This window comes from Niastella sp. sgz303648, assembly GCF_059587045.1.
This window is the reverse complement of the sequence record NZ_JCAPSW010000021.1, coordinates 122,157-135,532: the sequence shown is the minus strand read 5'-3', so window position 1 is coordinate 135,532 and position 13,376 is coordinate 122,157. Positions and strand designations below refer to the sequence as shown.

The 13,376-nt window shown below is 44.2% G+C and carries 9 protein-coding genes; 5 read left to right on the top strand and 4 right to left on the bottom strand.

Features of this window, described 5'->3' with window-relative positions; translation table 11 throughout:
* The 5 genes from AC59IL_RS35060 to AC59IL_RS35040 form a co-directional block, all read left to right on the top strand.
* A partial coding sequence (locus AC59IL_RS35060; protein ID WP_496556915.1) for an HYR domain-containing protein occupies positions 1-2,712 on the top strand: 2,712 nt, incomplete at its 5' end.
* A gap of 127 nt (positions 2,713-2,839) precedes the next feature.
* Complete coding sequence (locus AC59IL_RS35055) at positions 2,840-5,509, top strand: ligase-associated DNA damage response DEXH box helicase (protein WP_496556914.1); 2,670 nt, start codon at positions 2,840-2,842, stop codon at positions 5,507-5,509.
* A 1,024-nt stretch (positions 5,510-6,533) separates the two neighbouring features.
* Positions 6,534-7,205: a response regulator gene (locus tag AC59IL_RS35050; RefSeq protein ID WP_496556913.1), complete on the top strand. Its 672-nt coding sequence runs from the start codon at positions 6,534-6,536 to the stop codon at positions 7,203-7,205.
* Positions 7,206-7,493: 288 nt separating this feature from the next.
* Positions 7,494-8,336 carry an aminodeoxychorismate lyase gene (gene pabC, locus AC59IL_RS35045; RefSeq protein WP_496556912.1) on the top strand — a complete coding sequence of 281 codons (843 nt, stop codon included), beginning with the start codon at positions 7,494-7,496 and terminating at the stop codon, positions 8,334-8,336.
* A gap of 38 nt (positions 8,337-8,374) precedes the next feature.
* Positions 8,375-9,682 (top strand): cryptochrome/photolyase family protein, encoded by a 1,308-nt coding sequence (locus AC59IL_RS35040; protein ID WP_496556917.1) that lies wholly within the window; start codon positions 8,375-8,377, stop codon positions 9,680-9,682.
* Positions 9,683-9,734: 52 nt separating this feature from the next.
* Here AC59IL_RS35040 and AC59IL_RS35035 read toward each other — a convergent pair whose 3' ends face one another.
* The 4 genes from AC59IL_RS35035 to mqnB form a co-directional block, all read right to left on the bottom strand.
* Positions 9,735-10,733 (bottom strand): phosphotransferase, encoded by a 999-nt coding sequence (locus tag AC59IL_RS35035; protein WP_496556911.1) that lies wholly within the window; start codon positions 10,731-10,733, stop codon positions 9,735-9,737.
* A gap of 288 nt (positions 10,734-11,021) precedes the next feature.
* The gene (locus AC59IL_RS35030; protein ID WP_496556910.1) at positions 11,022-11,483 is read right to left on the bottom strand and encodes a hypothetical protein; all 462 of its coding nucleotides are present in this window, start codon (positions 11,481-11,483) and stop codon (positions 11,022-11,024) included.
* Between the two features lie 258 nt (positions 11,484-11,741).
* Entirely contained in the window at positions 11,742-12,602 is an 861-nt protein-coding gene (locus tag AC59IL_RS35025) for a 1,4-dihydroxy-6-naphtoate synthase (RefSeq protein ID WP_496556909.1), read from the bottom strand.
* 89 nt (positions 12,603-12,691) lie between these two features.
* Positions 12,692-13,375 (bottom strand): futalosine hydrolase, encoded by a 684-nt coding sequence (gene mqnB / locus AC59IL_RS35020; RefSeq protein ID WP_496556908.1) that lies wholly within the window; start codon positions 13,373-13,375, stop codon positions 12,692-12,694.
* Between the last annotated feature and the right edge of the window lies 1 nt (position 13,376).

Below are 13,376 nucleotides of genomic sequence, written 5' to 3'. Positions count from 1 at the left end.
CCCAACACTGTGACCTTAACTGCAACGGATGGCAGCACCAACAGTGCATCAGCACCGGCAACTGTAACTGTGTCCGACAATACCGCGCCAACTGTTTCCTGTAATGGAGGCAACATCACTCATAATACCGATCAGGGTTTATGCAGTGCTGTAATTACGGTTCCTGACCCAACAGCAACTGACAATTGTAGTGTAGTTGTTCGTACCTGGGCATTAACCGGCGCTACAGTAGCTAATTCTTCAACAAGCGGAATGAACAGTTTAACCAATTATGTATTCAATAAGGGAACAACTACTGTAACCTGGACAGTAAAAGATGCAAAAGGTAATTCCGCAACCTGTGCTCAAACCGTTACGGTGGAAGATCATGAAACACCCGTTATAACCTGTGTTTCAGGTAGTCCATTCTCACGCAACACGAATACTGGTGTATGTACATATACAGTATCAGGCAATGAGTTTAACCCGACATTTGGTGACAACTGTTCCGGTGCTACAATAAAGAATAACTTTAATAACACCAATACTCTGGCAGGCACAGTATTGCCGAAGGGATCTACCACCATTGTTTGGACAGTAACAGACGCATCGAATAATTCTGCCACCTGCAGCATCACAGTGAATGTGACAGACAACCAGCAGCCGGTTATTACCTGTCCGCTAAGTGGTACTGCCACCCGCAACACAAACTCAGGAGTGTGTAGCTATAAAGCAGTGGGCAACGAGTTCAATGCAACGGCTACGGACAACTGCACGGTAAGTACACTCACTTACACGCTGAGCGGAGCCACCACAGGAACGGGCACTTCATTGACCGGCGTAGTATTCAATAAAGGAACAACTACGGTGACCTGGGCCGCCAGTGACGGCTCAACCACCCCGGTAAGCTGCAGCTTCAATGTGGTGGTAGCAGATAACCAGGCGCCCGTAATAACCTGCAATGGCGGTGGCACAGCTACAAGGTCTGTTGATCCCACCGGTCCCAACTATACTATTTCGGGCACTGAGTTTAATACAACGGCAACCGATAATTGCGCAGTAACCTCCCTGACTTACACGCTAACAGGAGCTACTACCGGTTCGGGTTCAAATACACTGAATGGTGTTCAGATTAAGAAAGGAACCACTACCATTACCTGGACAGCAAATGATGCGGCCGGCAATTCATCGGTCTGCTCTACAGTGGTGACGGTAAATAAACGTAACACAAAACTGGTTTACCAGGGAGATGTAAAAACGCAGTATTCTGACCAGGTTAATCTCGTAGCTACATTATATGATGTATCACAGGATCCTGCATATCCCAATAACCCGGGCACATGGATACCATTAGGTAATAAACCAGTGACCTTCACATTGGGTACACAGAATGCAGGCGCCAGCACGGTTAATCCAAACGGTAATGCTGCAACACAATTAGCTATAACGCAGGGGCCCGTTAATAACCTGCCAATCATAGCCACGTTTGCAGGAGATCCGGATACTTATAATTCAAGTACCGATAATACCAAAGCCCTTACTATCAACCAGGAAGATGCCCGCATCACCTATACCGGTTTACTGAACGTTGCAACACAAAGCGCAACTTCTACTACGGCCGTCATTACCCTGAGCGCCACTATACAGGATATTACCGCCACTGCCGATGCAGCAGGCGATAATAGCAGCGGCGATATCAGAAATGCAACCGTTACATTTATCAACCGCGATAACAACACCATTATTGCCTCCAACGTTCCCGTTGGTTTGGTCAATGCAGCTGATAACAAAACAGGTACGGCTGTTTATAACTGGATGGTAAATGGAGTAGGTCAGTATACGGTAGGTATCATCGTGAATAATTATTACACCCGAAGCACTTCCGCCGATAATCAGGTGATAAATGTTTATCAGCCCAATGGTGACTTCATAACAGGTGGCGGTTACATTAACTTAACCAGCCCGAGCGGATTGAAAGCCGGTGATATAGGTTCAAGAAATAACTTTGGCTTTAACGTAAAATACAACAAGAGCGGTACCAACCTGCAGGGTACCATTAACACCATTATCAGGCGAACTGAAGGCGGCATTGTACACACATATCAGATAAAAGGTAATTCCATGACCACTCTGTCTGTTGACCCCAATGTTTCGTCTACCCATCCTTATCCAACAGCCGCATTTGTTGGAAAAGCGAACATACAGGATATCACCAACCCCACAAGTCCGGTTTCAGTTGATGGCAATGCAACACTGCAGGTAAATATGACAGATGCCGGTGAGCCAGGTTCCGCCGATATGATAGGCATAGTAGTATACAATAAATCAGGTGGTGTTTGGTTCAGCAGCAACTGGAATGGCAGCAGCACCGTTCAGCAAACTTTGGGAGGAGGAAATCTACTGGTTCATGGCAGCACGTTAAACAGCGGTAATACAACAACTGCAAGAACAACTGATCCCACAACGGCACCTGCTGTTATCATCCCACCCGATCAGTTTGCGGTGAAAGTACTCGGTAACCCGGCTGAAATTGACTTCACAATTTTGGTGAAGAGCAACTCGAACGACGCTTATGAAATGAAGGTGTACGACATCACAGGCAAACAAATTCAAACAGTAAGAGGTACACCGGGAGCAACAATCAGGATCGGAGAAGCATGGATGCAAGGCCAGTACATACTCGAAGTGAAACAAGGCAAGCACTTCGCAACTGTACGATTGGTAAAAATATAAATTGATAACACCTGTGTTTTGAAGAGCCATCTGCCACGTGCAGATGGTTCTTCTTTTTTTACTAAATTACCCCGCAAAGGAACAGGCGATCAACACCCCAACAGGTTGTTGAAAGCCCGGGGAGAATATGAGGATTCAAACTACAACCGGATACAGGATTATTTATGAGTGGCTGGCTAACAAGGGCCTGCATCCTTTTGAATTTCAGGAAGAAACCTGGCAGCACATCGCTACCGGCAAAAGCGGACTTGTAAATGCCCCCACAGGCTGTGGCAAAACTTTTTCGGTTTTCTTGGGCGCTGTTATCGATTTCATCAATCACCATCCCCATAACTGGAAATCGAAATCAAATAGTGGCTTACAATTATTATGGATCTCGCCCCTGCGTGCCCTGGCAAAAGATATCGGCCGGGCTATGGAGGAAGTGATTGCCGAATTAGGCATGAGCTGGAAAATAGGCATCCGCAACGGCGATACCGATATCAGCGAACGCCAGCGACAGAAACGCCACATGCCCGAAATATTAATTATTACGCCCGAAAGTTTACATCTGCTGCTGGCACAAAAAGGATATCCTGCCGTTTTTGAAAAATTAAAGATCATAGCTGTAGACGAATGGCACGAACTCATCGGATCAAAACGCGGCGTACAGGTTGAGCTGGCTGTTTCGCGTCTGGTTGCAATTCGAAGCGAGCAAGCCGTGCCAGGGTTCAATTCCGACGCCAGGGAAACCGTGGCACAGTTCCCCCTGCGTGTTTGGGGTATTTCAGCAACTATAGGCAATCTCGATCAGGCAAAAGAAGTACTGTTATCTCCATTAAACTTCGCTTTCATCGGGGGGCCTGTATCAACTAATCGGAGTGATTCCTACACCCCCTCCACCGGAGGGGGAAGGGGGGAGGCCAGCCGGGGGGAGACGGTTCGCGCCAACATTCGTAAAGACGTTGTCATCGAATCTATCATCCCCGATGAAATTGAAAAATATCCCTGGGCCGGTCATCTGGGTCTTAAACTGATTCATAAAGTGCTGCCCATTCTTAACAATAGTCAAACAACACTCATTTTTATTAATACCCGTGGCATGAGCGAGCAATGGTACCAGGCATTGCTTACAGCAGCGCCCGACCTTGCAGGCGCTATTGCATTGCATCACGGCAGCATTGAACAGGAATTACGGATATGGGTCGAAGATGCACTGCATTCCGGCAAATTAAAGGCCGTGGTATGTACTGCCAGTCTTGACCTGGGTGTTGATTTCAGACCCGTTGAAACCGTTATACAGGTTGGCTCGCCCAAAGGCGTTGCCCGCTTTTTACAGCGTGCCGGCCGAAGCGGCCATCGACCCGGCGATGTAAGCAAAATTTATTTCTTACCCACACACTCACTCGAACTGGTTGAGGCCGCAGCATTAAAAAATGCCATCGAAGAAACTTTTATCGAAAGCCGCGAGCCCATGGTGCTGTGTTTTGATGTGCTGATCCAATACCTCAGCACATTGGCTATATCAGACGGCTTTATACCTGAAAATATTTTCGAAGAAATTAAATCAACGTATTGCTTTCGCGAAATGACAGAAGATGAATGGAACGAAATATTACAATTCATTACATCGGGCGGCAATGCATTGCAACAATACGATGAGTATAAAAAAGTTGAGATTATAGATGGCATTTACCGAATTACCAGCCGCCGTATTGCCATGCGACACCGCATGCACATAGGCACCATTGTAAGCGAGGCCATGATGAAAGTGAAATTCGTAAGTGGCGGTTTTATTGGTGTTATTGAAGAATGGTTTATTACCCGCTTATCGCCCGGCGAAGTGTTTACGCTGGCCGGCCGAAACCTTGAGCTGGTAACCATTAAAGATATGACGGCCCTGGTTCGCAAATCGAATGCAAAAAAATCGATCGTGCCCAGCTGGCAGGGTGGGCGCATGCCGCTGAGCGCTAATCTGGGCAAGAAGCTGCGTGAGAAATTCAATGAAGTAAGAACCCCGAATTCAGAAGTCGGAGGTCAGAAGTCAGGAGTCGGAAATCAGAAATACGACGACCCATTGCCTATTGCTCATTGCCCATTGCCTATTGAGCTACAGGTACTGCAACCACTATTCAATCTGCAGCAACAACTATCGCATGTACCCAAAGCCAATGAGCTGTTGATTGAACAAATAGAAACCAAAGACGGCTATCACTTATTTGTATTTCCGTTCGAAGGACGGCTGGTGCATGAAGCTATGGCCGCCATACTGGCCTGGCGCATCAGCAAAATAACACCCATTACCTTTTCATTTGCCATGAACGATTATGGGTTTGAATTGCTCAGCGACCGGCCCATACCCGTTGATGATACCAACGTATACGAACTGTTTAGTGCCGATAATTTACTGGCCGACATACAACGCAGCGCAAATGCCACCGAAATGGCCAAACGTAAATTCAGGGATATTGCTGTGATCGGCGGTTTGATATTTCAGGGATATCCCGGCGAACAAAAAAAGGCGCGCCACCTGCAATCATCGGCCTCCTTGTTGTTCAATGTGTTTTCGGAGTATGAGCCCAACAATTTATTATTACGACAATCGTACCAGGAGGTATTTGATCAGCAAATGGAAGAAGTGCGGTTGCGCAATATGCTCGAACGGGTACAGCAATCGAAAATCATCATAACCTTTCCGCAACAGTTAACCCCCTTCTGTTTTCCTATAAAAGTCGATAGCATGCGCGAGAACCTTACCTCAGAGAAGCTTGAAGATCAGGTGAGAAGAATGCAAAAGCAATTGAATGGTTTGTCCTGAGCATCCTGAGCGAAGTCGAAGGATGTTGTTGGTTGGCACTGAGCGTAGTCGAAGTGCAGTTGTTCGCGGTTGCCGATTAATGTTCCGAACCCTGCAGAGAGTGACACAACAAACGATGATAGTAGTACAACAGCCGGCAACAATATAAACGTTTAAACATTATTCAAGCTGTCTTATTCACCTTGAGTCAAAGGCCTTTTGGGATCGGGTCAAAAATGTTGCGGGATATTCTTAAGCGTTTTGCATTCAGCGTTCAGCGTTTTGCGTTCTGCGTTTTGCATTCAGCGTTCTGCGTTCAGCCTTTTGCCTTAATAAAAAAATGCCTGCTTTTTTATTGCCGCACCGATAAGCACAGAATAAAAAAAACAGGCATAGTAAATTTGTACTCACAGCTCTAACCAACAACAGGTGAACTTCAAAGGATCAACCAGGTTATGGATAATGGCAATCCATGTGCAGATCTCATAAGAGTAGGGATTAATACAAGCCAGTAACAGCCAGGCCTTTCCCAGGAATTGATAATGGGTACGAAGTTTTCAAGGGTTTGAACAGATTGAGAACCGTGGAATGCGTGTTTTTACAGGGACTGTATTGATTAAATGGTCAAAGGCTGAAGAAAGTTGATTGACATTGGACTTTACCGGATTTCATAGAATATCAGAATGACTTTTGGACGGTTGAATTAAAGGACTTTGAACAAATCAGGTCGCCAATCCTGGTCAATCAACTTCATATCAAAAATACATGTGGATAACTATGTGGACAAGAGCACAATTGCCCTATTTTATTTATGCGGTATTTACCCCTGGCATTAGTAAATATCTCATACAGCATCGAAAATATTCAGTACCAAAATATGGTAAAGTTGCGGCATATGATTAGTTTTACGTATATTCTGAAATACTATAAATTCGTAAAAATGCTATAGTATTTGTCACGAAAATTTAAGACTTTAGGGGGCGAAAATTGGACTATGTTTACAGACATTTTCAATCCCTTATCTTATTAAAAAAATACAACCCGCATGAAAAAACCTGACACCGAAGGCGTAATTAAAGTAGCCATTGCTGACGATCATGCCCTGTTCAGAGCCGGGGTACGTACAGCGCTCTCAGCCAAAAGGGATGTAGAGTTGATTGCCGAAGCCGACAACGGCATGCAGCTTTTAAATCTTCTCCGCCACATTGAACCCGACATTATCCTGCTCGACATTCAGATGCCGATAATGGATGGAATTCAAACACTTCCGGAGATACGCAAACTACGGCCCGAGGCAAAGGTCATTATTCTCTCCATGCATAATGACCACTCTATGATCAGCAAGCTAATGGAAATCGGTGCTAACTCCTATCTCACTAAAAATTCTGATTCAGAAACCATTTATCAGGCAATTAAAACCTGTTACGAACAGGAATTCTTTTTCAATGAGCTTACCAACAAGGCCCTGCTTACCGGCTTGCGTACCAAACGCACAGATATAGCCGGCCCGCAAGACGTAAACTTATCAGAAAAAGAGATCCGGGTGCTGAAACTGATGTGTGAAGAAAAAACAACGAAGGAAATTGCTGATATTGTTGAAATTAGCCCCCGTACGGTTGAAGCTATTCGCGACAAGCTCAAAACCAAAACCGGCGCCAAATCAATGGCTGGCCTGGTAATGTACGCGGTTAAAAATGGAATCATCGAACAGAACTAAATAAGTCAGGATCGAAAATTTACTAAGTCCGGAGGCCATGCGCTTTCGGACTTTTTTTATGCGTTTTGTACCGTTGTTTTCCACATTACGCAAATGCATTTTGTTCGGGATTTCTTCGGGACTGCATTGGGACCACTATAGGATTTGTTCGCAAATTTGCGAACAAATCCCGGGCCTGACCCGGCTGTGGCTTTGTTCAGACCCAACGCTGACCCGAACCAATTTACCACCCCTCCTCCCCCTCTGCACTTATTTGTCTTTTCTGCCATCTTTCCGGAACTTCACCGCATGAACCATTTCTTTCACTTTAATGGCGAGTTGTTACCGGCTGGCTCAGCAATAATTACAGCCGAAAACCGCGGTTTGCGATATGGCGACGGCCTGTTTGAAACCATTAAAGTGGTGAATGGCGAAATGCCCCTGTTTGCACTGCATATGGAAAGATTACAGCAGGGCTTATCGGTACTGCAAATGAAATTATCCGGGTTGTACACACCTGATTATATTGCCAATACCATTATTGAACTATGCCGCCACAATAATAGTCAGCATACAGCACGTGTAAGAGTAACAGTATTCCGTGGAAATGGCACCTTGTATACAACCGACAGTCAATACGCATCTGTGTTGATTCAGGTAGATCCTTTAGCCGAAAACTACATGACCCTGAACGAAACAGGCTTCAACATCGATGTGTATGCCGAAGTGCAAAAAAGTTGTGATATTCTGTGCAACCTGAAATCGAACAATTACCTGCCCTATGTTATGGCGGCATTGCATGCCCAAAAACAACAGCTAAACGATTGCCTGGTGCTCAATACCCACGGCCGTATTTGCGATGCTACCATTGCCAACATTTTTTGGATACAGAAAGACTCCATTTTTACACCGCCATTGTCCGAAGGCTGTGTAGCCGGTGTAATGAGAAAATACTTATTAAGCGAACTTCCCAAATCAGGTTTTACCATTCAGGAAAAACTTTGTGCGCCCGATGAACTTTGGGCGGCTGATGAGGTATTTTTAACCAACGCCCTTTATGGCATACGATGGGTGCATCAGTTTGGTAACAAACTTTACTCCAATCAATTAATTGTCAAATTGTACAATCAGTTTGTAAAAAGCAGTCGCTAAGAGAGCCGCCCGTTCTTACCTTCGCCAAAACCACAAGCATAGAACCTATCAATATATTCTGGTTTCGACGCGATTTGCGATTAACCGACAATGCCGGCCTTTACCATGCCTTAAAAAGCAATAACCCCGTATTGCCGGTTTTCATTTTCGATACCAGTATTTTAGATCAGCTGCCCAATAAGGCCGATCGGCGGGTAACATTTATTCACGCAGCCTTAAATAAGTTGCAGCAACAACTATCTGGTGTAAACGCTGCGCTGCAGATATTTCATGGCACGCCGTTACAGGCATTTGAGCAACTGGTACAACAATATAAAATTGAAAAAGTATTTACCAATCACGATTATGAACCCTATGCGCTGGAACGGGATGCTTTGATAGAAAAATTTTTAAAAGAAAAGAGTATCAGCTTTCACACATTTAAAGACCAGGTAATTTTTGAAAAGAACGAAGTTTTAAAAGATGATGGCAAACCCTATACTGTTTTCACCCCGTACAGTAAAAAATGGAAAGCCACGTTAAATGATTTTTATCTGAAAGCTTATCCTGCAGAACAATACTTCGGTAATTTTTATCAGCAGTCGGCAAGCGAATTTCCTTCTCTTTCATCCATTGGCTTTATAAAAACCGACGACAATTTTCCCAACCCCAACCTGAACAATGCATTAATTAAGCAATACGAAAAACAAAGAGATTATCCGGCCGTTGAGGGTACCAGCCGTTTAGGTGTGCATCTGCGTTTTGGCACCATCAGCATAAGGCAACTGGCAACCAAAGCACAAAAACTAAGCGAAGTTTATTTGAATGAATTGATCTGGCGCGAGTTTTTTCAAATGATACTCTGGCATTTTCCACACGTAGGTAAAGGCCAGGCCTTTAAACCCGAATACGATTTTATACAATGGCGCAATCATGAAGATGAGTTTGAACGCTGGTGTACCGGCCATACCGGCTACCCCATCGTTGATGCCGGAATGCGCGAGCTGAATGCCACCGGTTTTATGCACAACCGCGTGCGCATGATCACCGCCAGTTTTCTGACAAAACATTTACTGATCGACTGGCGCTGGGGCGAAGCCTATTTTGCTGAAAAATTGTTAGATTATGAACTGGCCAGCAACAATGGCAACTGGCAATGGGCCGCAGGCTGTGGTTGTGATGCAGCGCCGTATTTCAGAATTTTCAATCCGTATTTGCAAACCAAAAAATTCGATCCCCAACTTAAATACATACATAAATGGGTACCCGAACTGAATGAATTAACCTACCCTGCTCCCATTGTTGATCATGATCTGGCCCGGAAGCGTTGTTTGGAGGTGTATAAAAAGGCGTTGCAGAAAGAATAGACACCAGGTGATTTTGCACCATAGTGCTACCGAAAGCTATCGGGAGCACGAACTATTCCTCAACCGCAGGCAGCTTATGATAATCATACAGTTTCTTAACCAACAGGTTTATATACCGCTTCAGATAAGTTTCATTTAAAAAGGTGTTTGTCCAGTTTTCGAACCGCTGGCATTGAACGCCGAGGTAAAACAAATAAATACTTACAGCTGCTATGGGAAGAAATTGTTTTTCTTTATCAGGAATAAGCGTAACAGATTCATACCCTTCATAAAAGCTGTTCAGTTTACTTAGGTATTGATCCTCTTCCCGCTCGGTATTGAACACCTGCAGCATATAATAGGCTATATCGTGCAACACCCAGCCGTTGCCGCAAAAATCAAAATCAAAGATGGTTATTTCGCTGTTGTTGTAAATATTCAGGTTATCGAACCAAATATCGAGGTGTATAACGCCTTTGCGCATTACATTATCATCAACATTAGCATACTGCTGCAACAAAAAAGTTTGCACTTTCTGCATAAAGCGCATTTCTTCCGTTTCAACAGAAATATAATTTTTTACCATTTCAAACGAATCGATCAGCAGCACCTGTGGATTGTACTGCACCCGCTGTAGTTGTACATGCTGGGTAAGCTGGTGCATTTTTGCCATGATGGTCCCTATCTTGTAATGAAGGGCTTCGGGAAAGCTCAGTTGCTTTTCGCCTTTGGCATACGAAAACAATAACCCGTATCTGACACCCTCGGGAGCATGAATTTCCTGTATGTAATTTCCATCAGGAGCAGGTAAGGCATACGAAACAGGGATACCGTTTTCATGCAGTAACTGCAGCAGTTTGATTTCTTCTGATATTTCTTTGTGCGAGCGCCAGTGTAAGCTGTATACCCTGAACACATATTTGTTTGCGCCATCTGTAACAAGATAAGCGTGATTGATAGCCGCCCTTAATAACCGGCAGGTTGTACCGGGGCTAAGCTGGTATTGTTGCTGCACAAACTGGCCAAGATGTGTTGCCGACAGCGTGGAACACACAACAGGAAAAGGTTGCATAACGATTAATTTTAAAAATCAGTATTTAATAAAATGGAAATCGCGTTAAGCGGATTTACTGTGGCAGAGGCTGGTAGTGAGTGGGCAGCATGCAGAAAAAATTGACCCGATAGCTTTCGGGGGAGCGAATATAGTAAGAATTCATTGAAGTCAGATGTCGGAGGTCACAGAAGACGTTGATGAGCAAACACCACCAATCCTTATATCATACTTCTGACTTCTGATTGCGATCTTCAGACTTCGGGCTTCTGACTTCAGACTTCTGACTTCTGACTTCTGACTTCAGTATTACTGCCGTTCAGCCGCCATGCGATTAGCGGTGCTTCTTAACTTAAAATAATAATCGTCGATATCCCTGCCCGATTTGAAGGTAAGCGGGGTGCCGTAATGATCGGGATCTACGGAATAAGACACACAGGCTTTTTCGTATTTACTGCCCGAAGCCGGTGAAGAAAACCAGGCATTCAGAATAATTTCTTCTTTATTCAGAAATAGAATTTGTCCGGTTGAATCGCATTTGACCTTTTGTTTGGGATCGCGCTTGCCGTTTATTAATTCTTTGTAGATATTTATTTCCGGTTGATCGGTAATGGTTTCGGAGAGGGTATCGCCATGGTTGAAAAAGATCAGGCGAACTTTATCCACATCTTTCAGCAAATCGGCGAAATAAGTTTTGCCTTTACCCCTGTTGATAACGCTACCACAGGAAAATAAAGTTGCAAGTACTAAACCAAGGGAAACTTTTTTCATAAAATGTCTTTTACAGAACGGCATTAGCATTTTTAATACTACATCAGGCCACGATCAAAACGCATTTCTGTATTTCTGCAAAGGGTATACCGGATTAAACTTTGGGGGCTCAAATATAAAGCCTTCGAAGGAAAATATTTTAAAATCCGAAGTCAGAAGTCAGAGGTCAGAAGTCAGAAGAACCCGAATTGTATAACTCATCTGTCTTTTCAGACATCCGACATCCGACTTCAGACTTCAGACTTCCGACTTCAGACTTCAGACTTCGGACTTCAGAAATATTGCTTCTTTCTGCGATTTTGTGTGCTTTAATGTTTCATATATATCCAAAAACGTGCGAACGGCCGCTTTTCCATCTTCGCCCAGTTGCAGAGAATAATTATTAACATACAGATCGATGTGCTGCCGCATAACCTGTTCGCTCATTTCCTGTGAGTGCTGTTTTACATAATCGGTTATCAGCGGATACCTGGCAAATGCATATTCAAGGCTTCGTTTAATTAACCGGTCAACCTGCTGCTGCAAGTCACTGTTGAATGTTTTTTTCATTACAATGCCGCCCAATGGTATCGGGTTGCCGGTTTGTTGTTCCCAGTACGTACCCAGATCCATTAGTTTGTGCAATCCTTTTTGCTGATAAGTAAACCTGTTTTCGTGAATGATCACTCCAGCATCAACTTCTAAGTTTAACACGGCATCTTCAATGGCAGAAAATACCATGAACTTTTTTTTCGTTGCCTGTGGAAAGGCCAGCGAAAACAACATATGTGCGGTAGTATGCTCACCGGGAATGGCAATGGTCATGGTATTCACCTCGTTCACCATTTCTTCATACTTCTTACTTCCTAAATCATGCTTCGTTATTAACAACGGCCCTACCCCTTTTCCCAATGCGCCGCCGGCATTTAATACAATATATTTATCAGATAACAGCGGCAATACGCCGTAACTGATCTTACTAATATCCAGCTTTCCCTGCAGGGCCCATTCGTTGAGTGTTTGAACATCTCCCAGTACAGGCTCTACTTCCAAACCTTCGGTATCGATTTTTTTATTTATCAGCGCATCGAAAATAAACGTATCGTTTGGGCAGGGAGAAAAACCAAGCGTTAATGTCATATTTATTAAGATTCAAGGTTCAAGGCACAAGAAACAAGGCATAAGTCTCAGGGAACAAGATTCAGGTTCCGGGCTCCATGTTACAAGTTTCAGGTTCCAGGTTTCAGGGAACTCAGAACATAGAACTCAGAACTTAAAACTTCAATCAGCTTCTCATTGAGCAAATGAATAGCTTCTTTCATCTTCCACTTCGACTTATCGCGCTCACCTACTTTGTTCGAAACGGCGCGCAATTGTATAAAAGGAATTTTTTCTGTCAATGCTATGTAATGAAAGGCTGCACCTTCCATTGACTCAACAACCGGCTGGTATTTTTGTTGCAATTGCTGTATGCGGCTGGTTCGTGTAGTGATTTCATTAATGGTTATCGCCGATACCAATGGCAAATTGTACCGGCTGAGGAGTTTTGCATCAGGATTTACCAGTTTTTTTCCGGTGTAAGGATCGGTAATCTGCGGAAGCCCCATATCAAACACATCTTTAAATTCGCCATTTTCTTCAACGCCCAGGTCGCCGGTTACTTCTTCCTTTACCAATACCAGGCTGCCGGGCAAATAATCATCACTATAGCTTCCGGCCACACCGGCCTGTATCATTAAATCGGGCCGGCGTTTATCAATGGCTTTTGTTATCCAGTAGGCGGTACTCATACTGCCTATACCCGTGATCAGAACATCTGTTTCGTTATTTCCTGTCAACCGATCGTGCTCTGCCAGAAAATTGATAGCAGGCTGAATTTCAAAGTTTGTAGCTGCCGTTAGTAAAATATACATG

Bases quoted from the DNA above. Each gene is read 5' to 3' on its own strand.
- AC59IL_RS35055 (WP_496556914.1), top strand. From the start codon at position 2,840: ATGAGGATTCAAACTACAACCGGATACAGGATTATTTATGAGTGGCTG.
- AC59IL_RS35050 (WP_496556913.1), top strand. From the start codon at position 6,534: ATGAAAAAACCTGACACCGAAGGCGTAATTAAAGTAGCCATTGCTGAC.
- pabC (WP_496556912.1), top strand. From the start codon at position 7,494: ATGAACCATTTCTTTCACTTTAATGGCGAGTTGTTACCGGCTGGCTCA.
- AC59IL_RS35035 (WP_496556911.1), bottom strand. From the start codon at position 10,733: ATGCAACCTTTTCCTGTTGTGTGTTCCACGCTGTCGGCAACACATCTT.
- AC59IL_RS35030 (WP_496556910.1), bottom strand. From the start codon at position 11,483: ATGAAAAAAGTTTCCCTTGGTTTAGTACTTGCAACTTTATTTTCCTGT.
- AC59IL_RS35025 (WP_496556909.1), bottom strand. From the start codon at position 12,602: ATGACATTAACGCTTGGTTTTTCTCCCTGCCCAAACGATACGTTTATT.
- mqnB (WP_496556908.1), bottom strand. From the start codon at position 13,375: ATGTATATTTTACTAACGGCAGCTACAAACTTTGAAATTCAGCCTGCT.